Genomic DNA, 18,651 nt, shown 5'->3' on the forward strand with positions numbered 1-18,651 from the left:
CCGCCTGCCCGAAACACCGAGAACGGAGCCACCGTCATGGCCTCAGCTGTGACCCGCCGTACGGGAGCCACCCCCCGCCGACTGCCGTACCTGCTGATCGCCCCCGCCGCGCTGCTGATGCTGGGATTCATCGCCTATCCCGTGCTCAGCGTCTTCTACTACAGCCTTCAGGACTACAACCCCACCAAGCCCTGGCGCAACGGCTTCGCCGGCTTCGACAACTTCGTGCGCATCTTCACCGACGATCCACACTTCTGGGGGACGCTGACCTTCAGCGCGAAGTGGGTCGCCGTCGAGGTGAGCCTGCAGCTCCTGTTCGGCCTGGCCCTGGCGCTCATCGTCAACCAGACGTTCGCGGGCCGCGCCCTGGGCCGGGCGCTGGTGTTCTCCCCGTGGGCGGTCTCCGGAGTGCTGACGTCAGCCATCTGGGTGCTGCTCTACAACTCCCAGACGGGCATCACCCGTTACCTCGCGGACCTGGGAATCGGCGAGTACGGCACGTCCTGGCTGTCCGACACCTCCACGGTCTTCTCCGCGGTGGTCGTCGCCGATCTGTGGCGCGGTGTCCCCTTCTTCGCGATCCTCATCCTCGCCGACCTCCAGTCCGTCCCGAAGGACCTGTACGAGGCCGCCGAGGTCGACGGGGCCGGGCGGCTGCGGCAGTTCCTCCACATCACGCTGCCGCACCTCAGGGACGCGATCGTCCTGTCCACCCTGCTGCGGGCCGTGTGGGAGTTCAACAACGTGGACCTGCTCTACACCCTCACGGGCGGCGGCCCGGCGGGCGAGACGACCACGCTGCCCCTCTACATCGCCAACACCAGTGTCGACGCACACAACTTCGGATACGCCTCCGCGCTCACGACGGTGGCGTTCGTGATTCTTCTCTTCTGCTCGATGGTCTATCTGCGCCTGAGCAAGTTCGGAGGCGACAGCAAGTGAGACGGCGACGCGCTTGGGACGAAGTCCCCCGGTGGCAGATCTACTTGCCGCTCGGCATCTATCTTCTCTTCACCCTGATCCCCTTCTACTGGATCCTGCTCTTCGCTCTGCGGCCGGCGGGCTCCACCTCCCTCGTGCCGTGGCCCATGACCACCGAGCACTTCGAGAAGGTGTGGACCGAGCGGGGCTTCGCCACCTTCTTCCAGAACAGTCTGCTCATCGGCCTCGCGACCCTGGTGATGACCACGGTGATCGCGCTCGCCGGCGGCTACGCCCTGGCGCGCTTCGACTTCCGGATCAAGAGGGGCTTCATGCTGGCCCTGCTGTGCTCGCAGTTCGTCCCGGGAGCGCTGCTGCTCGTACCGCTGTTCCAGACCTTCGCCAGTCTGCGGTTGATCAACTCGCTGGGCAGCGTCATCATCGCGGAGACGGTCTTCCAGCTCCCCTTGTCCATGATCCTCATCAGCGGCTTCATCAAGAACGTGCCGTACTCGCTGGAGGAGGCCGCCTGGGTGGACGGCTGCAACCGCTTCAACGCGTTCCGTGTCGTCGTCCTGCCGCTGCTGCGGCCCGGTCTGGTCGCCGTCGGCTCCTTCGCCTTCGTCCACGCCTGGAACCACTTCCTCTTCTCGCTGATGTTCCTCAGCAGCCAGGACAAGCAGACCATCCCGGTCGGCCTCAACACCCTCATGGGCGCGGACAGCGTCGACCTGGGCGCCCTCGCCGCGGGGGGCGTGATCGCGGCGGTGCCCGTCGTGATCGTGTTCGCCTTCATCCAGAAGTGGCTGGTCACCGGTTTCAGCGCAGGGGCGGTGAAGGGATGAGCAACGCCTCCGGCACCGCACGCACCCCCCTGCCCGTGGTCCTTGCGGGCGCCCGCGGCCACGGCCGTTCGCACCTGATCAACATCCGCCGGCTCGAACGCCTCGGTCTGGTCCGCCTCGCCGGCGTCTGCGAGCTGCGGCCGCTCGACGCAGATGAGCTGGACGGGTTCGGGGGCCCGGAGCAGTCCCCGGACTTCGACGCGCTGATGGCCTCCACGGGGGCCCGGATCGCCGTACTCTGTACGCCGATCCAGACGCACACCGAGCTGGCCCTGACCGCCGCCCGCCACGGCGCGCACCTCCTCCTGGAGAAGCCGCCGGCACCCTCGTACGCGGAGTTCCGCCGGATCGCGGACGCGGCGGCGGCGGCCGGCGTGGCCTGCCAGATCGGCTTCCAGTCCCTCGGCTCGCACGCCATCCCGGCCATCAGGGAGCTCATCGGGGCGGGTGAGATCGGCGAACTCCTCGGCGTCGGCGCGGCCGGCGCGTGGATCCGTGACGAGGGGTACTTCCGACGCGCGCCGTGGGCCGGCCGCCGGCGCCTGGACGGTGCGGACGTCGTCGACGGGGCCCTGACCAACCCGCTGGCCCACGCCGTCGCCACCACCCTGGCCGTCGCCGGCAGCACTCGGGCCGAGGACGTCGAGTCCGTCGAGACCGAGCTCCTGCGCGCCAACGCCATCGAGGCCGACGACACCTCCTGCGTCCGCGTCGTGACCCCGGCCGGCCTCCGGCTCACCGTCGCGGTGACCCTGTGCGCCGAGACGGACTCGGAGCCGTACGTGGTGGTCCACGGCAGCCGGGGGCGCATCACCCTCTGGTACCGGCAGGACCGGGTCCTGCTCCAGCGGGCGGGGCACGGCCCGGAGGAGACCGTCCACGGCCGGACCGATCTCCTGCAGAACCTCGTCGGCCACGTGACCGGCGGCGAGGCACTGCGCGTACCGCCCGGGGAGACCGGCGCGTTCATGCGGGTCGTCGAGGCCGTGCGGCTGGCGCCCGACCCCGTGGCACTGCCGGACGCGTACTGGCACACCGAGCCGGGCCCGACCACGCCGCGCCGGGTCGTCGACGGGATCGACGCACTCGTCGACAGGAGCGCCCACGCGCTCGGCCTCTACTCGGAACTGGGCGCTCCCTGGGCTCCGGCGACCAAGGCGCGGACCCGGTGAACGCGGCTCTCGTCCTGCGCTGCGCAGGCCGTCCCGTCGCGCGCTACACGGCCGGCGACGCGGACCCGGCGCGGGACCGCTCCCCCCGGCCCTGCCTGCATCCGGTCACCACGCTGGCGGGGGTCCCCGTCACCGAGCTGATGCCCGGGGACCACCCGCACCACCTCGGCGCGGGCGTGGCCGTGCCCGATGTGGCGGGCCACAACTTCTGGGGCGGACGCACCTTCGTGCGCGACTGGGGACCGACCGCGCTCGACAACCACGGCGTGCAGCGGCACGACGGCTTCAGCCGCCTCGACCAGGACGGGTTCGTGGAGGAACTGAGCTGGACGGCCGGGGACCGGGTGCTCCTGCGCGAGCGTCGGACCGTCGTCACGGCGGCGCTGAGCGACTCGGCCTGGGCCCTGGACTTCACCTTCGCGCTCACCGAGGTGTCGGGCCGGAACCTGTCCATCGGCAGCCCGGCCACCAACGGACGACCCGGCGCGACCTACGGCGGCTTTTTCTGGCGCGCCCCCAGGGAGGCGGCGCCCCCGGTCGTCTTCAGTGCGGACGCCGATGGCGAGGAGGCCGTGCACGGCTCCCGTGCCGACTGGGTCGCGCTGGCCGGCCGGGGCTGGACCCTCGTCTTCGCCGGCGCGACCGAGGAGACCCGGCGCGACCCGTGGTTCCTGCGCGCCGCCGAATATCCGGGCGTGGGTTCCTCCCTCGCCGCTGACCGGCGCCTGACCGTCGCGACCGGAGCGAGCGTCGTACGGCGGGTGGTCACCGTGGTGGCCGACGGCCGTCCGGGGCGGGCTGAGGCCGCGGCGCTGGTGCGCGAAGCCGTCGCGGCACGTCACCCCTGACCGTGCTCCCCCACGGGCTCCCCACGGGCTCCCGCACCGCGTGCTCCCCCACCACCCCACCAGATTCCCGACAGAACCTGAGAGAAGAGAGCCGACGATGACCAGTTTCCGTCACGGGCGGCGCAGAGCCGTCTGCGCCCTCGCCCTGACCACCGTGCTCGCCCTGACCGTCACCGCCTGCGGAGACGACGGCAGCGGCGCCGCGGGCGACAAGGGCGGCGAGGGTCCGGGCAAGGGACAGATCACCTTCTGGGACAACAACGGCGGTGTCCGCACCGACGTCTGGAAGGCGATCATCCAGGACTTCGAGAAGCAGAATCCCGAGATCAAGGTGAACTACGTCGGGATCGCCTCGACGGAGGTGCAGTCCAAGTACGACACGGCCATCCAGGGCGGCGGCCTGCCCGATGTCGGCGGCGTCGGAGCGGCGATGCTCGCCGGGATCGCCGTGCAGAACGCCCTGGAGCCGCTCGACGCCCGCGTCGACTCCAGCGCGCTCAAGGGCAAGCTCAACGCGGGCATGGTCGAGAGCGTGAAGTCGGCGGGGGGCAAGGACAAGCTCTTCACCGTTCCCACGTCCGCCAGCAACGGTGTCCTCTACTACCGCACCGACCTGTTCGCGGCGGCCGGCCTGCAGGCGCCCGACACCTGGTCCGCGTTCTACGCGGCGGCCGAGAAGCTGACCCGCAGGGACGAGAACAAGTTCGGCTACACCATCCGCGGCGGCGCGGGCTCCATCGCCCAGGCGCTGGACGCCATGTACGGCCAGAGCGGGGTCACCGACTTCTGGGACGGCGACAAGACCACGGTCAACGACCCCAAGAACGTGGCCGCGTTGGAGAAGTACGTGGGGCTGTTCAAGAACAACACCCCGGCCGCCGACGTCAACAACGACTTCACCAAGATGGTCGCCCAGTGGGACAGCGGCGAGATCGGCATGGTGAGCCACAACCTGGGCTCGTACAAGGACCATGTGAAGGCGCTCGGTACGGAGAAGTTCCGCGGCGTCCCCAACCCGACCACCGACGACGGCACCCGAGTGCAGGTCTCCCACCCGGTCGACGGTCTCGCCCTGTTCTCGTCGAGCAAGAACAAGGCGGCGGCCTGGAAGTTCATCGAGTTCGCCGCCTCGCACGCCTCCAACAGCAAGTGGAACGAGTCTGCGGGCGCGATCCCGGCCAACACCGAGGCGGCCCAGGACCCCTGGATCCAGAAGGCCGAGCCCACCAAGCTCGCCGCCGAGGCCCTCTTCAGCGGCAAGGCCACGATCGTGCAGCTGCCGTACTACCTGCCCGACTGGAACACCATCTCCAAGGCCGACAACGAGCCCGCCTTCCAGAAGGTCCTGCTCGGCAAGTCCACGTCGAAGGAGTTCCTCGACAGCCTCGCCGAGCAGCTGAACACGGCGCAGGCCGAGTGGAAAGCGCAGAAGAAGTGACCCTCACCCGCCGTCGGGCGGTCGCGGCCGGGGCAGGGCTCGCGCTCGCCCTGGCCGCGCGCCCCGCCGCGGCCGTACCCCGGGGAGACAGGCACGTGCGAACCCTCTACGTCGCGGGCGACTCCACGGCAGCGCAGAAGTACGCCGATGCCGCCCCGGAGACCGGGTGGGGCATGGCCCTGCCCTTCTTCCTGCACAGGGACGTGACGGTCGCCAACCACGCGGTCAACGGCCGCAGCACCAAGAGCTTCATCGACGAGGGCCGGCTGACCGCGATCCTGGACGTGATCCGGCCCGGTGACCTCCTGCTGATCCAGTTCGGCCACAACGATCAGAAGGCCACGGACCCCACGCGCTACACCGAGCCCTGGACCACCTATCAGGACAACCTGTGCCGGTTCGTCGACGGCGCGCGCGCCTGCGGAGCCCTGCCGGTCCTCGCCACCTCCGTCGAGCGCCGCAGGTTCGATGCCGACGGCACCGCTCTGCGCACCCACGGGGAGTATCCGGCCGCTGTGCGGCAGGTGGCCGGCGAGGAGGGCGTCGCCGTCATCGACGTCCAGGAGCAGTCCCTGGCCCTTTGGCAGGAGCTCGGCCCGCAGACCACGAAGACGTACTTCAACTGGACGGCGACCGAACAGGACAACACCCACTTCAACCCGCCGGGTGCGATCGCCGTGGCCCGGCTGGTCGCCACCGGACTCCTGGACACCCTCGCGCTCGCACCGGGCGACACACGGCGCCTCGACGAGGAAGTCCCCGCGCAATGGATCACCTGGCCCGATTCCGAGGAGAGCTGAACATGCGACACACACGGGTATGGGCGGTGGGCGCCGCCGCCCTCGTCCTTGGAGCCACCGGTTCCACCTCCGCCGCGCACGCCGGGCCGGCCGCGCCCGACCCGGCCCGGCAGGTTCTTCCGGCTGGTGACGGCTGGGCCTCGGACGGTACGGGAACCAGCGGCGGCGCCGCCGCTGCCTCCCGCGTCTTCACCGTCACCACCTGGGAAGAGCTCCGCGCGGCGCTCGCGGTCGCGGGCACCGAGCCGCGGATCGTCAAGGTCGTCGGCCCGCTGAGCGCCACGGCCGCCGGCTGCGCGGCCTTCGAGGCCCCGGGGTACGACTTCGAGGCGTACCTCGCCGCCTATGACCCCGCGGTCTGGGGACACGACACCGAGGTCAGCGGGGAGCAGGAGGATCTGCGCGCCGCCTCCGCCAAGGCACAGGGCAAGGCCGTCAAGGCGTACGTCCCCGCCAACACCACGATCGTCGGCGTCGGCAGGAACGCCGGCATCACCGGCGGCAGCCTTCAGATCCAAGGCGCCGACAACGTCATCGTGCGCAACCTGACCGTGGAGAGCCCGCTCGACTGCTTCCCGCAGTGGGACCCGACGGACGGGGCGACGGGGGCGTGGAACTCCGAGTACGACAGCGTGGTCGTGTACGGCTCCACCCATGTGTGGATCGACCACAACACGTTCACCGACGGGGCCCACCCGGACAGTTCCCTGCCCTCGTACTACGGGGTGCCCTACCAGCAGCACGACGGCGAGCTGGACATCGTGCGCGGCGCCGACCTGGTCACGGTCTCCTGGAACGTCTTCGCCGACCACGACAAGACCCTGATGATCGGCAACAGCGACAGCGCGGGCGCCACCGACCGCGGCAAGCTGCGCACCACCCTCCACCACAATCTCTTCAAGAACGTGGTCGAGCGGGCGCCGCGGGTCCGCTTCGGCAAGGTCGACGCGTACAACAACCACTTCCTGGTGCCCGGTTCGGACTATTCCTACAGCCTGGGCATCGGAATCGAGTCCCAGCTCGTCGCGGAGAAGAACGCCTTCACGCTCGCCGGGGGCGTCCAGCCCGGAAAGATCCTCAAGAAGTGGAAGGACGCCCCGGTCACCACCGCGGGCAACCTCGTCAACGGTGCGCCGCTCGACCTCCTCGCGGTCCACAACGCCCAGTTCCCCGAAGAGATCCTGCGCGCCGACGCGGGCTGGACGCCGTCCCTGCGCACCCGGGTCGACATGCCGCAGGCCGTGCCCGGCCTCGTCGGCCACCGCGCGGGCGCGGGCCGCCTGCGCTGACCTTCCGGCCCGCTCTCCCTCCTTGCCTCCCCCTTTTCCGTAGCGAAGGAGCTCTCCCATGCCCTCGCACCACCCGCGAGCCGTCCTCGGCCGCCGGTCCCTGCTCACCGCCGGCGCCGGAGCGGCGTTCGCGCTCGCCCTGGCCGCCGGTCCCGCCGCCGCTGTCGCCATCGTGGGGGCCGGCCCGTTCGGGCGGTTCGGTTCGCCCGGCGCCCGGCTCACCGAGCGCACCCTGTACATCCACCCGCGTGGCCTCGGGGACCACACCACCGTCCGGGCCGCGGTGAACGCGGCGGACGGCCCCGGCTGGACGCTGGTCCTCGCACCGGGCACGTACCGGGAGACCGTCGCCGTCAGCCCGGCCCGCACCGCCATGACCTGGATCGGCGCGAGCGAGGACCCCCGTGACGTCGTCGTCGTGTACGACAACGCCGCCGGTACGGTCCGGCCCGACGGCGGCACGTACGGTACGACCGGCTCCGCGACGACAACCGTCCAGGCGGACGGGTTCACCGCACAGTGGATCACCTTCGCGAACGATTTCCTGCGCACCGACCTGCCCGGGAATCCCGGCACGCAGGCAGTCGCGATCAAGGTCCAGGGCGACCGGTCCGCCTTCTTCCACTGCCGGTTCCTCGGGCATCAGGACACCCTCTACACCGACTCGATGACACTGGCGGCCGTCGCCCACCAGTACTTCGCGCACTGTTACGTCGAGGGCGACGTCGACTTCGTCTTCGGCCGGGCCCGTGCGGTGTTCGAGCACTGCCACTTCCGCACCCTGCTCCGCACCGATCTGGCGGGCGCCCCGTACGGCTTCGTCTTCGCCCCCTCGACCGCCCGCGTCAATCCGTACGGTCTCCTGGCGGTCCGCTGCCGGGTCACCAGCGAGGCGCCGGACGGCTTCTACAAGCTGGCCCGGCCCTGGGTTCCAGGCTCGGACCCGACCGCCTGGCCGTCCCTCGTCGTCCGCGACAGCGTGCTCGGTCCGGGCATCGACGCCGCCGAGCCGTACGCGAACATGCGGGACGCCCATCCGTGGCAGGCCCAGCGCTTCGCGGAGTACCGCAACACCGGTCCGGGCGCGGCGAGCCAGATCTCGCAGAACCGCCCTCAACTGACCTCGCCGGACGCCCAATTCGCCACCCGGGATCACTACCTCGCCGACTGGCGTCCCGTGCCCGCCTGTTCCTGACCTACGAGAGGACCCGCACGTCATGTCTCGCAACGCAACCTTTCGCAGCGCTCTCCTTGCCGTGGCCCTGCTCACCACCACCGCCGGCCTCGGCGTGCTGGCCGCGCCCGCCCATGCCGCCACCGTCGTCGTGGCCACCTCGGCCGAACTGACCACCGCGGTCAAGAACGCCACGCCCGGCACGGTCATCCAGGTCCGCGGCGGCATCTACTACCCCACCGCCGTCCTCCAGTCCACCGCCAACGGCACCGCGAGCAGCCGCATCCGGCTCCAGCCCTACGGATCCGAGACGGTGAAGATCGACGGTTCGAACCTGCCCGCCGGATCCTGGATCTTCAAACTGACCGCCGACTACTGGACCGTCTCCGGCATCACGTTCCAGAACTCCCCCGACAGCGCCGTCGTCTGCACCTCCTGCACCGGCACCGAGTGGCTGGGCATCAGGACGATCAACGGCGGCGACTCAGGGTTCACGCTCACCGGCAACGACACGAACAACAACGTCGTCAGGAACCTTGATTCCTACGGCCATTACGATGCGGCCAACCACGGTGAGAACGCCGACGGAGTCGCGGTCAAATTCGGTTCGGGCACCGGCAACCTGATCACCGGGGCGCGGCTCTTCAACAACTCCGACGACGGCATCGACCTGTGGTCCTGGTCCAGCCCCGTGACGATCGAACACACCTGGTCGTACGGAAACGGCAAGAACCGCTGGTCGGACTCCGCCTTCGCGGGAGACGGCAACGGCTACAAGCTGGGCGGCGACGGCGAGGTCGTCGCCCATGTCGTCAACAACTCCGCGGCGTGGGACAACGCCGGCAACGGCTTCACCGAGAACAGCAACAAGGGCGCCATCGTCCTCAACCGTACGACCGCCTACGCCAACGGGAAGTGGGGCTACTACTTCGCGACCGGGGCGGCCCGGCTGGCCCGGAACCTGGCCGTGGACAACGGCTCGGGGCTCGCCAAGCGGGGCTCCTCGGTCGTCTCGGCGGCCAACAACTGGGACTCCGGAATCGCGACCCCGGCCTTTGTCAGCAGGGACGCCACCACCGCGTACGGCGCCAGGAAGGCGGACGGCTCGCTCCCGGCGACCATCTTCCTGACGACCGGTTCCACGACGATCGGCTCCACCATGAACTGACGGCGGACGGCAGCGGCTATGCCGATTCGCGGCGTACGAGCTCCGTGGGCAGGATGACCGCGGCCGGCTCCTCTCCCGCTATGCGGGCGAGGAGCATCCGTACCATCTCGGTGCTGATCCGGTCCCAGGGCTGGCGGATCGTCGTGAGCGGGGGCCGGGAGGAAACCGCTGCCGGGGAGTCGTCGAAGCCTCCCACGGCGATGTCCTCGGGCACGCGGCGGCCGGCCCGGGCCAGGGTGTCGAGGACGCCCTGGGCCATCAGGTCCGAGGCCACGAAGACGGCGTCGAGGTCCGGGGAGCGTTCCAGGAGCAGGCGCGCCGCCACCTCGCCGCTCGCGCGGCTGTAGTCGCCGGTGACGATCAGCGCGTCGTCGACGGGCAGGCCGTATTCGGCCAGTGTCTCCCGGTAGCCCGCGAGGCGTTCCACACCGCCGGGGGTATCGCGGGGGCCGGTGACGGTGGCGATCCGGCGGCGGCCCGTCTCGTACAGGTGGCGCACCATGTCGCGGGCGCCGTCACGGTCGTCGGCGGCGACGTAGCCGATCTTGGCGGTCTGGCCGAGGACCTTGCCGCAGGCGACGACGGGTACGCCGGCCTCGTGCAGGTGGGCTACGACGGGATCGCCGGCGTGGCTGGAGACCAGGAGGACGCCGTCGACGTGGCCGGCTTCGATGTACCGGAGGTTGCGCCGGCGCTCGTCCTCGGTGCCCGCGATCATCAGCAGCAGCGGGATGTCCTGGGCGGCGAGCGCCTGGGTGCAGGCCCGCAGCAGCACGTTGAAGTTGGGGTCTTCGAAGAAGCGCTCCTGCGGCTCGGTCAGCAGGAAGGCCACGGAACCGGACTTGCCGGTGATCAGCGAGCGGGCGTGCCGGTTGACGACGTAGCCCGTTCTGCGGATCGCGGCGTCGACGGCCGCCTTCGCGGCGGGGCTCACGTAGTGCCCGCCGTTCAGGACACGGGAGACGGTGCCGCGCGAGACTCCGGCCTCGCGTGCCACGTCGTGGATCGTCGTCGGGCGACGCCTGTTCGCTGCTGTGCTCATGCTGTGATTCCCCTCGATCCCCAGTGTGTCAGGACTTTACGGCGCCGGAGAGCAGGTCGAGGCTCCAGAACCGCTGGATGAGCAGGAAGAGGGCGATGAGCGGGACGATCGCGAGGAGCGCGCCGGTGATCACCAGGGTGTAGAGCGCGGGCTGGCCCGCGCCCTGCTTCAGCAGGGTGAACAGGCCGACGGTCACGGGGAACTTCTCGTCGTCGCCCAGCATGATGAAGGGCAGCAGGAAGTTGTTCCAGATGGCCACGAACTGGAAGAGGAAGATCGTGACCAGACCGGGGGACATCATCGGGACCGCGATCCTCAGGAAGATCCGCCATTCGCTCGCGCCGTCCATCCGTCCCGCCTCCACGAGCTCCATCGGGATGGCGGCCTCGGCGTAGATCCGGCCGAGGTAGACGCCGTACGGCGAGAGGACCAGCGGCAGCAGGACGGAGAGGTAGGTGTCCGTCAGGCCTGCCTCGGCCATCAGCAGGTACTGGGGAATCGCGAGGATCACCGGGGGCATCAGTACGCCCGTCAGGATCAGGTTGAAGAACGTCTCGCGGCCGCGGAAGCGGTAGACGGCGAGGCCGTAGCCGGCGAGCGCCGACACCGTCGTGGACAGGACGGCGCCCAGCCCCGCGTAGAAGACCGAGTTGCCCATCCACCGCCAGTAGAGGCCGTCGCGGTACGCGTTCAGGTCCGCGACGTTGGCTCCCAGGGAGTCGCCGGGCAGGAAGGTGAACGTGGCGAAGAGGTCCGCGCCCGACTTGGTGGAGGCCACCAGGACCCAGGCGATGGGCAGCAGGCAGTAGAGCGCGCCGAGGGCCAGGGCGGCCGTCGGCAGCAGGGCGGTGCGGGGCGGGCGGGGCGGGCGCGGCGGCCCCTGGGAGGTGCCGGGGGTGGTGGCGGCAGCCGGGGCTGCCTTGCGCGTGCGCGCCGGGGAGGCGAGCCCGGTCATCGGGTTGCTCCTTGCTTCGTACGGCGGTTGGAGGCCTTGAGCAGGCCGAAGGACAGCAGGAAGGTCGCGGCGGCGAGGACCACGGCGGTGGCCGACGCCGCGTGGATGTTCCCGCCGGTGAAGGCGTCGTTGTAGACCTTCATCAGGGGGCTCCAGGTGGTGGGGATGCCGTTGGTGAGCGGCCTGAGCGTGGTCGGCTCGTTGAAGACCTGGAGCGTGGCGATGATCGAGAAGAAGAAGGTCAGCACCAGCGAGGGCGCCACCATCGGGATCTTGATGCGCAGGGCGGTCTGGAGTTCCGAGCAGCCGTCGAGCTTGGCCGCCTCGTACACCTCCGCGGGAAGGGACCGCAGCGCGGTGTAGATCACGATCATGTTGAATCCGGTGCCGCCCCAGACGGCGATGTTCGACATCGCCAGGTACAACGGTCCACCGTCCATCAGGTCCGGCTGCGGCAGGCCGACGGCGTCGAGCACGTAGAAGAAGGGGCTGACGTCCGGCAGGTACAGGAAGCCCCACATCAGGGCGGCGATGACCCCGGGGACCGCGTAGGGCAGGAAGATCGCGAGCCGGGAGAAGGAGCGGGCCCGCACCCGCTCGGAGTCGAGCAGCAGCGCGAACAGCAGGGCCAGGCCCAGCATGAGGGGGACGACGATCGCGCCGTAGCCGAGGATCCGCAGGGCGCTGTGGCCGAGCTCGGCGTCGGTCAGGGCCGCGGTGTAGTTCTCCAGGCCGGCCCAGACCTCGCTCCGGGCTCCCTTGCCCAGACCGAGGCCCTTGACCTCGATCTTGTGGAAGCTGAGCCGGATCGCGTAGCCGATGGGCAGCGCGAAGAAGAGGGCGAACAGGACGGCTGCCGGAAGGAGGAAGCCGTACGGGGCCGCCTTGACCCCGTACGACTGGCGCACGCCCGTGGTGGGCTGCGTCACTGGGCGACCTCGAAGCCCTGCTTCTTCAGGTCGGCGACGGTGGCACCCTGCATGGCGGTCAGGGCCGCGCCGAAGCCCGACTTGGCCTTGGCGGCCTTGCCGAACTCGTCCTTGAAGGAGGTGTAGGCCACGTTCACGTTGGGGCCCCAGGCTGCGGGGGCGGTGGTCTTCGCGATCTCCGCGGCCTTCGTGTAGAAGTCGCTCTGGCCGGCGAAGAACTCCGGGGCCTGGGCGAGCGCCCCGCCGGTCTGCGCGGCGGTGGCCGCCGGGTAGATGCCGCTCTCCTTGACCAGCGCGGCCAGCGCCTGCGGGTCGGTGTTCAGCCAGGTCGCGAACTTCGCCGCGGCGGCCTTGTGCTGGGAGTCGGTGGTGACGGCCGTGGTGGATCCGCCCCAGCTGCCGGTGGCGGGCTTGGAGGTGTCCCACTGGGGCAGCGGGGCCATGGCCCACTTGCCCTTGGTGTCGGGCGCGGCGGTGGTCAGCACGCCCGGGGCCCAGACGGCGCTGACCCAGCCGATCTGTGTGCCGGTGTTCAGGGCCTTGTTCCAGGCGGGGGTGTACATCGGCTGGTTGTCCACGGCGCCGTCCGCGACCAGGCCGCCCCAGAAGTCGGCGACCTTCTTGGTGGCCGCGTCGTCGATGCCGACCTTCCACTTCTTGCCCTCGGTGGTCCACCACTGGGCGCCGGCCTGCTGGGCGAGACCGGCGAAGAGCCCGGAGTCGTTGGAGGAGAAGGTGGTCAGCGCCTTGTCGGGGGCCTTGGCCTTGAGGGCCCTGGCGGTGGTGGCGAACTCGTCCCATGTGGTGGGCACCTTCAGGCCGTACTCCTGGAACAGGTCGGTCCGGTAGAAGAACATGAGCGGCCCGGAGTCCTGGGGTACGGCGTATACGGCGTCGCTGCCCAGCGTGGTCTGCTGCCAGAGACCGGGGGCGAAGGCCTCCTTGGCGCCGGCGACCTCCTTGGATATGTCGGCGAGGGCGTCGTTGCTGACGAGGGTCGGCAGTGCCTGGTACTCGGCCTGGACCAGGTCGGGAGCCTGGTGCGCCTTGGCCGCGGTGATGATCTTGGTGACCAGGTCGTCGCCGGAAGCCTGCTTCTGGACCGTGACCTGGACCTCCGGGTGCTTCTGGTTCCAGAGCGCGGCCACCTTGTCCATGTTGGGCGCCCAGGCCCAGTAGGTGAGCGCGACCGGGCCGGACCCGGCCGCGGCGCCGTCCTTGCCTCCGGAGCCGGAGTCGGAGCCGGAGGATCCGCAGGCGGTGAGTGCGGTGGCGCCGAGGAGGACGGCGAGGGCGGCCGAAACTCCGCGGTACGTCGTGTGGGGCATGGGGTACTTCTCCCTGACCGAAAGGGCCTCACCCTCGGAAGGGAAGGCCGACCATGCGTCTGTGAGCGTTCACAGTAGAGAAACGCCCCGGACACTTGTCAATGGTTGATCGAGTGCGGTTATCTTGCGTTGCCGCATTGAGACCGGATGTGTGAACGTTCCCAGTCCGGTGGAACTTTCAAGCTCGAACACCCAGGAGAGACCCATGCCGCAGACCACTCCGAAGGGCCTGCACCGGCTCGCCTTCGGCGGGGACTACAACCCCGAGCAGTGGCCGGAAAGCGTCTGGCAGGAGGACGTCCGGCTGATGCGCGAGGCCGGCGTCACCCTGGTGAGCGTCGGGATCTTCTCCTGGGCCCTGCTGGAGCCCGAGCCCGGCCGGTACGACTTCGGCTGGCTCGACCGGCTCCTCGACCTGCTGCACGAGCACGGCATCCGGGTCGATCTGGCCACGCCCACCGTGGCGCCTCCCGCCTGGTTCTACCGCGCCCACCCCGAGGCGCTGCCGGTCAGCCGCAAGGGCGTGCGGTACTCCTTCGGGTCGCGCGGCGCGATCTGCCACAGCTCCCCCGCCTACCGCGAGGCCGCCGCCCGCATCACCACCGAGCTCGCCGGCCGCTACGGCAGCCACCCCGCGCTCGCGCTCTGGCACGTGCACAACGAGTACGGAGTCCCCGTCAGCGCCTGCTACTGCGACGGCTGCGCCGCTCATTTCCGCCGCTGGCTCGAGGGCGCGCACGGATCCCTCGATGCGGTCAACGAGGCCTGGGGCACCGCGTTCTGGGGCCAGCGCTACACCGCGTACGAGCAGATCGACCCGCCGCGCGCCACGCCCACCGTCGCCAACCCGGCGCAGCAGCTCGACTACCGCCGCTTCACCGACGCCACCCTGCGCGAGAACTTCCGGATGGAGCGGGACATCCTGCACCGGCTCTCGCCCGGCATCCCCGTCACCACCAACTTCATGACCGCGCTCAGCCAGTGCGACTCCATCGACTACTGGGCCTGGGGCCGCGAGGTCGACCTCGTCACCAACGACCACTACCTGATCACCGACGGTCGGCGCACCCACGTCAATCTGGCCATGGCCGCCGACCTCACCCGCTCGGTCGCGGGCGGTGCGCCCTGGCTGCTGCTCGAGCACTCCACGTCCGGAGTGAACTGGCAGCCGCGCAACCCGGCCAAGCGCCCCGGCGAGATGGCCCGCAACGCGCTCGCCCACGTGGCCCGGGGTTCAGAGGGCGCGATGTTCTTCCAGTGGCGCCAGTCCCGGCGCGGCGCGGAGAAGTTCCACTCCTCGATGCTTCCGCACGGGGGCACCGACACCCGCGTCTGGCGCGAGGTGGTCCGCCTGGGCGCCGACGTCGACTCACTGGCCTCCGTACGCGGCACCCGCACGGTTGCGGACGTCGCCATGGTGTGGGACTGGCACTCCTGGTGGGCGCAGAGCCTGGAGTGGCGCCCGAGCGAGGCCCACGAGGCCCGCGAGCGTGCCGACAGCTTCTACGAGACGCTGTACGACCGCCACCTCACGGTCGACTTCGCCCACCCCGAGACCGATCTGTCGGCCTACCCGCTGGTGGTCGTCCCCGCGCTCTACCTCGCCACCGAGGCCGCCGGGCGGAACCTGCGCGCGTACGTCGAGGCCGGCGGCACACTCGTCGTCTCGTACTTCTCCGGGATCGTCGACGAGCACGACGCCGTGCACCCCGGGCCCTACCCGGGCGCGCTGCGCGAGGTCCTCGGGCTGACCGTCGAGGAGTGGTCACCGCTGCTCGACGACCAGACCGTACGGATCGGCGGGCCGGACGGCGCCTCGCTCACCGCCGACGTGTGGACCGAGTTCGTCGTGCCCCGCGGGGCCGAGACGGTGTGGACCTACACCGACGGACCGGCCGCCGGCGGGCCCGCCGTCACCCGCCACCGGCTGGGCCGGGGCACCGCCTGGTACGTCTCCACCCGGCTCGACGCGGCCGCGCTGGACACGATCGTCGCCGCCGCCTGCGAGGACGCGGGAATCGGCGCGCGCGACGCGCTCCCCCGTGACGTGGAGGTCGTACTGCGCTCCGGGGACGGCGGCCGGTACCTCTTCGCCCTCAACCACTCCGGCCAGGAGGCCGAGGTGCCGCTGGAGGGCTCCGGAACCGAGCTCCTCGGCGGTGCGCCGGTGCACGGGAAGCTCGCCGTCCCGGCCGGTGCGGTCCGGGTCGTGCGACTGGACGCCTGACGGCGTCCCCATGAATCCCCGGGGGCGGCCCGGCGGCCGCCCCCGGGTCACACCCGCACCACCCATCCCATCCGCCGCCCGTCGAAGGGACATCGACGATGCACCCTGTACGAAGCACCCCCCTGCGGAACCTGCTGAGAGGGCTGAACCTGCTCAGAGGTGCGTGGCCGCGAACCGCCGCCGTCGCCGCGCTCGGCGCTCTGCTCCTGACCCCGCTGCCCGCGCACCCGGCGCAGGCGGCAACCACGCTGGCCAATACCGGCTTCGAGGCCGACGGCGCCGGCACCGCCACTCCGGCCGGCTGGACCGCGTACTCGGCGACCGGCCAGACGGCCGCCTCCTTCACCGAGTCCGGCGGCCACAGCGGCGGATACCGGCTCACCCACTGGTCCTCGTCCGCGTACAAAGTGGAGACCTACCAGTACCTGTCCGGACTGGCCGTCGGCAGTTACACGCTCAGTGCCTGGGTGCGCTCCGGCGGGGGCCAGAACTCCGCCTACCTCGCCCTGCGCAACTGCGGGTCCGCCGAGCAGCGCACCGATCTGCCGTCCACCTCCAACGGGGCCTGGATACGACTCGTGACCTCGGTGACGGTGACCGGCGGCCAGTGCACGGTCAGCGTCAACTCGGACGCGAAGGCGGGCAATTGGCTCAACGTCGACGATCTGACCTTCACCGCTGGCTCAACCGGGCTCGCGGTCAAGGGAGTCGACGTCTCCTCCCTGAAGAAGAGCGAGGACCTCGGCGGCGTCTACCGCACCAGCGGCGGCGCCGCCGGTGACGCCCTGACGATCTTGAAGTCCGCCGGCGCCAACTACGGCCGGCTCAAGGTGTGGGTGAACCCGGCCGACGGCTACAACGACAAGGCCCGCGTCCTCGCGACGGCCAAGCGGATCAAGGCGCAGGGCATGAAGCTCCTCGTCGACTTCCACTACTCCGACATCTGGGCCGATCCCGGCGCCCAGACCAAGCCCGCCGCCTGGTCCGGGCACTCGTACTCCCAGCTCACGACGGACGTCTACCAGCACACGTACGACGTTCTGAACGCCCTGAAGGCGCAGGGCACCACCGCCGACATGGTGCAGATCGGCAACGAGACCAACACCGGCATGCTCTGGCCCGAGGGGTCGACCGACAACTGGGCGCAGCTCGCGGGGCTGCTGAAGTCAGGCGCCTCGGCGGCCAAGGCGGTCTCCTCCTCCACTCAGGTCGCGCTCCATCTCGCGCACGGCGGCGACAACTCCCTGTACCGCTGGTGGTTCGACAACGCGGCGGCGCAGGGCGTGAGTTACGACGTGATCGCACTGTCCTTCTATGGGTACTGGCACGGCGCACTCTCCTCGCTCCAGGCCAACCTGGACGACGTATCGGCCCGTTACGGCAAGAAGGTGCTGGTCGTCGAGACCGCCTATCCCTTCCGGCTGGACAGCGAGGACGCCCACGAGAACATCATCGACACCACGGCCGAGCTGGTCACCGGCTATCCGGCGAGCGCGGCCGGGCAGTCCGCCTGGCTGCGGGACGTGATGAACGTCGTCGAGGCGGTGCCGAACGGCCGTGGCCTCGGTGTCGTCTACTGGGAGCCGGCCTGGACGGCCGTAGCCGGCAACGGGTGGGACCCGGCCGATCCCGCCTCCGGCAACGGCTGGGAGAACCAGGCCCTGTTCGACTACGACAGCAGGCTGCTGCCGGCCGCGGGCTGGCTCTCGCACCGCTGATCCCTCACACGCGGGCGGGGGCGGGCTCTTGTGAGCCCGCCCCCGCCCGCCGTTCTCCTACCACTCGGCGAGGGAGCCGTCGTCGCGGCGCCAGGCCGGGTTGCGCCAGCGGTGGCCGGTCTCGGCTGCCCGCTCGACCGCCTTCTCGTCGACCTCGATGCCGAGACCCGGGCCCATCGGCAGGGCGACGTGCCCGTCCTCGTAGCGGAAGACCGCGGGGTCCACGAGGTAGTCGAGGAGGTCGGAGCCGGTGTTGTAGTGGATGCCGAGGCTCTGCTCCTGGATCAGCAGGTTGGGCGCGGCGAAGCCGACCTGGAGGCAGGAGGCGAGTGCGATCGGGCCCAGCGGACAGTGCGGGGCGAGGGAGACGTCGTACGCCTCGGCCATGGCCGCGATCCGGCGGACCTCCGAGATCCCGCCGGCATGCGAGAGGTCCGGCTGGGCCACGGCGATCCCCTGCGTGAGGACCTTCTTGAAGTCCCAGCGGGAGTAGAGGCGTTCGCCGGTGGCGATGGGGATGCTGGTGGAGCGGACGATGTCGCCCTCCGACAGGCGGTCCCGCCCCAGGACCCCGAACGGGCTTCAGTCGGAGCTGCTGCGGAGCCGACTTCAGTGGGAGCGAGAGGTCCGGCAGGCGCGGCGCCTGCCCGGCCGTGAACCAGAGCAGGGCGTCCTCGCCGGTCCGGGACCGGCAGCGCGGGGAGGTGTTCTCCGCGTGCTCGGAGAGGTGCACCGCCTGCGCGGGGGTCCCGGCGGCGGCCAGAGCGGGGCGCAGGTGCTGCTCGGAGTGGTCGGCG

General features: G+C 70.5%; 15 protein-coding genes and 1 pseudogene. 11 read left to right on the forward strand and 5 right to left on the reverse strand.

Features of this window, described 5'->3' with window-relative positions; all coding sequences use genetic code 11:
- Window positions 1-36: 36 nt before the first annotated feature.
- The 9 genes from AC3IYI_RS02535 to AC3IYI_RS02575 all read left to right on the forward strand — a co-directional run bounded on the left by AC3IYI_RS02535 (window position 37) and on the right by AC3IYI_RS02575 (window position 9,655).
- Window positions 37-942 (forward strand): carbohydrate ABC transporter permease, encoded by a 906-nt coding sequence (locus tag AC3IYI_RS02535; protein ID WP_489408639.1) that lies wholly within the window; start codon window positions 37-39, stop codon window positions 940-942.
- Window positions 891-1,766, forward strand: a complete 876-nt coding sequence (locus AC3IYI_RS02540; RefSeq protein ID WP_489411853.1) for a carbohydrate ABC transporter permease — start codon at window positions 891-893, stop codon at window positions 1,764-1,766. The genes AC3IYI_RS02535 and AC3IYI_RS02540 overlap by 52 nt, the downstream gene beginning before the upstream one ends.
- On the forward strand, window positions 1,763-2,938 hold the full coding sequence (locus AC3IYI_RS02545) for a Gfo/Idh/MocA family protein (protein ID WP_489408640.1): 1,176 nt from the start codon (window positions 1,763-1,765) through the stop codon (window positions 2,936-2,938). The genes AC3IYI_RS02540 and AC3IYI_RS02545 overlap by 4 nt, the downstream gene beginning before the upstream one ends.
- On the forward strand, window positions 2,935-3,786 hold the full coding sequence (locus tag AC3IYI_RS02550) for a DUF6807 domain-containing protein (protein ID WP_489408641.1): 852 nt from the start codon (window positions 2,935-2,937) through the stop codon (window positions 3,784-3,786). The genes AC3IYI_RS02545 and AC3IYI_RS02550 overlap by 4 nt, the downstream gene beginning before the upstream one ends.
- 97 nt (window positions 3,787-3,883) lie before the next feature.
- A complete protein-coding gene (locus AC3IYI_RS02555) occupies window positions 3,884-5,224 on the forward strand; it encodes an ABC transporter substrate-binding protein (protein WP_489408642.1) in 1,341 nt (446 codons plus the stop codon).
- Entirely contained in the window at window positions 5,221-6,024 is an 804-nt protein-coding gene (locus AC3IYI_RS02560; RefSeq protein ID WP_489408643.1) for a rhamnogalacturonan acetylesterase, read from the forward strand. Before AC3IYI_RS02555 ends, AC3IYI_RS02560 begins: the two co-directional genes overlap by 4 nt.
- Window positions 6,025-6,026: 2 nt before the next feature.
- A complete protein-coding gene (locus AC3IYI_RS02565) occupies window positions 6,027-7,313 on the forward strand; it encodes a pectate lyase family protein (protein ID WP_489408644.1) in 1,287 nt (428 codons plus the stop codon).
- Window positions 7,314-7,371: 58 nt separating this feature from the next.
- A complete protein-coding gene (locus AC3IYI_RS02570) occupies window positions 7,372-8,508 on the forward strand; it encodes a pectinesterase family protein (RefSeq protein WP_489408645.1) in 1,137 nt (378 codons plus the stop codon).
- 22 nt (window positions 8,509-8,530) lie between these two features.
- A complete protein-coding gene (locus AC3IYI_RS02575) occupies window positions 8,531-9,655 on the forward strand; it encodes a right-handed parallel beta-helix repeat-containing protein (RefSeq protein WP_489408646.1) in 1,125 nt (374 codons plus the stop codon).
- Between the two features lie 16 nt (window positions 9,656-9,671).
- On the opposite strand, the gene AC3IYI_RS02580 is transcribed toward AC3IYI_RS02575, so the two are convergent.
- The 4 genes from AC3IYI_RS02580 to AC3IYI_RS02595 are packed head-to-tail and all read right to left on the reverse strand — an operon-like array spanning window position 9,672 to window position 13,909.
- Window positions 9,672-10,697 carry a LacI family DNA-binding transcriptional regulator gene (locus AC3IYI_RS02580; protein WP_489408647.1) on the reverse strand — a complete coding sequence of 342 codons (1,026 nt, stop codon included), beginning with the start codon at window positions 10,695-10,697 and terminating at the stop codon, window positions 9,672-9,674.
- A gap of 28 nt (window positions 10,698-10,725) precedes the next feature.
- Window positions 10,726-11,652 carry a carbohydrate ABC transporter permease gene (locus AC3IYI_RS02585; RefSeq protein WP_489408648.1) on the reverse strand — a complete coding sequence of 309 codons (927 nt, stop codon included), beginning with the start codon at window positions 11,650-11,652 and terminating at the stop codon, window positions 10,726-10,728.
- Entirely contained in the window at window positions 11,649-12,581 is a 933-nt protein-coding gene (locus tag AC3IYI_RS02590) for a carbohydrate ABC transporter permease (RefSeq protein ID WP_489408649.1), read from the reverse strand. Before AC3IYI_RS02590 ends, AC3IYI_RS02585 begins: the two co-directional genes overlap by 4 nt.
- Window positions 12,578-13,909, reverse strand: a complete 1,332-nt coding sequence (locus tag AC3IYI_RS02595; protein ID WP_489408650.1) for an ABC transporter substrate-binding protein — start codon at window positions 13,907-13,909, stop codon at window positions 12,578-12,580. The genes AC3IYI_RS02590 and AC3IYI_RS02595 overlap by 4 nt, the downstream gene beginning before the upstream one ends.
- 205 nt (window positions 13,910-14,114) lie before the next feature.
- On the opposite strand from AC3IYI_RS02595, the gene AC3IYI_RS02600 reads away from it, so the two are divergent.
- Together AC3IYI_RS02600 and AC3IYI_RS02605 are read left to right on the forward strand one after the other, a co-directional pair.
- A complete protein-coding gene (locus AC3IYI_RS02600; RefSeq protein ID WP_489408651.1) occupies window positions 14,115-16,136 on the forward strand; it encodes a beta-galactosidase in 2,022 nt (673 codons plus the stop codon).
- A gap of 98 nt (window positions 16,137-16,234) precedes the next feature.
- Window positions 16,235-17,854, forward strand: a complete 1,620-nt coding sequence (locus AC3IYI_RS02605) for a glycoside hydrolase family 53 protein (RefSeq protein WP_489408652.1) — start codon at window positions 16,235-16,237, stop codon at window positions 17,852-17,854.
- A 57-nt stretch (window positions 17,855-17,911) separates the two neighbouring features.
- Here the strand turns inward: AC3IYI_RS02605 and AC3IYI_RS02610 are convergent.
- Window positions 17,912-18,391: pseudogene (locus AC3IYI_RS02610) on the reverse strand (enolase C-terminal domain-like protein); the annotation flags it as partial.
- Window positions 18,392-18,651 lie beyond the last annotated feature (260 nt).

Source organism: Streptomyces sp. GL_148, assembly GCF_057834205.1.

Bases quoted from the DNA above. Each gene is read 5' to 3' on its own strand.
- AC3IYI_RS02555 (WP_489408642.1), top strand. From the start codon at position 3,884: ATGACCAGTTTCCGTCACGGGCGGCGCAGAGCCGTCTGCGCCCTCGCC.
- AC3IYI_RS02600 (WP_489408651.1), top strand. From the start codon at position 14,115: ATGCCGCAGACCACTCCGAAGGGCCTGCACCGGCTCGCCTTCGGCGGG.
- AC3IYI_RS02570 (WP_489408645.1), top strand. From the start codon at position 7,372: ATGCCCTCGCACCACCCGCGAGCCGTCCTCGGCCGCCGGTCCCTGCTC.
- AC3IYI_RS02585 (WP_489408648.1), bottom strand. From the start codon at position 11,652: ATGACCGGGCTCGCCTCCCCGGCGCGCACGCGCAAGGCAGCCCCGGCT.
- AC3IYI_RS02595 (WP_489408650.1), bottom strand. From the start codon at position 13,909: ATGCCCCACACGACGTACCGCGGAGTTTCGGCCGCCCTCGCCGTCCTC.
- AC3IYI_RS02535 (WP_489408639.1), top strand. From the start codon at position 37: ATGGCCTCAGCTGTGACCCGCCGTACGGGAGCCACCCCCCGCCGACTG.
- AC3IYI_RS02565 (WP_489408644.1), top strand. From the start codon at position 6,027: ATGCGACACACACGGGTATGGGCGGTGGGCGCCGCCGCCCTCGTCCTT.
- AC3IYI_RS02545 (WP_489408640.1), top strand. From the start codon at position 1,763: ATGAGCAACGCCTCCGGCACCGCACGCACCCCCCTGCCCGTGGTCCTT.
- AC3IYI_RS02580 (WP_489408647.1), bottom strand. From the start codon at position 10,697: ATGAGCACAGCAGCGAACAGGCGTCGCCCGACGACGATCCACGACGTG.
- AC3IYI_RS02575 (WP_489408646.1), top strand. From the start codon at position 8,531: ATGTCTCGCAACGCAACCTTTCGCAGCGCTCTCCTTGCCGTGGCCCTG.
- AC3IYI_RS02605 (WP_489408652.1), top strand. From the start codon at position 16,235: ATGCACCCTGTACGAAGCACCCCCCTGCGGAACCTGCTGAGAGGGCTG.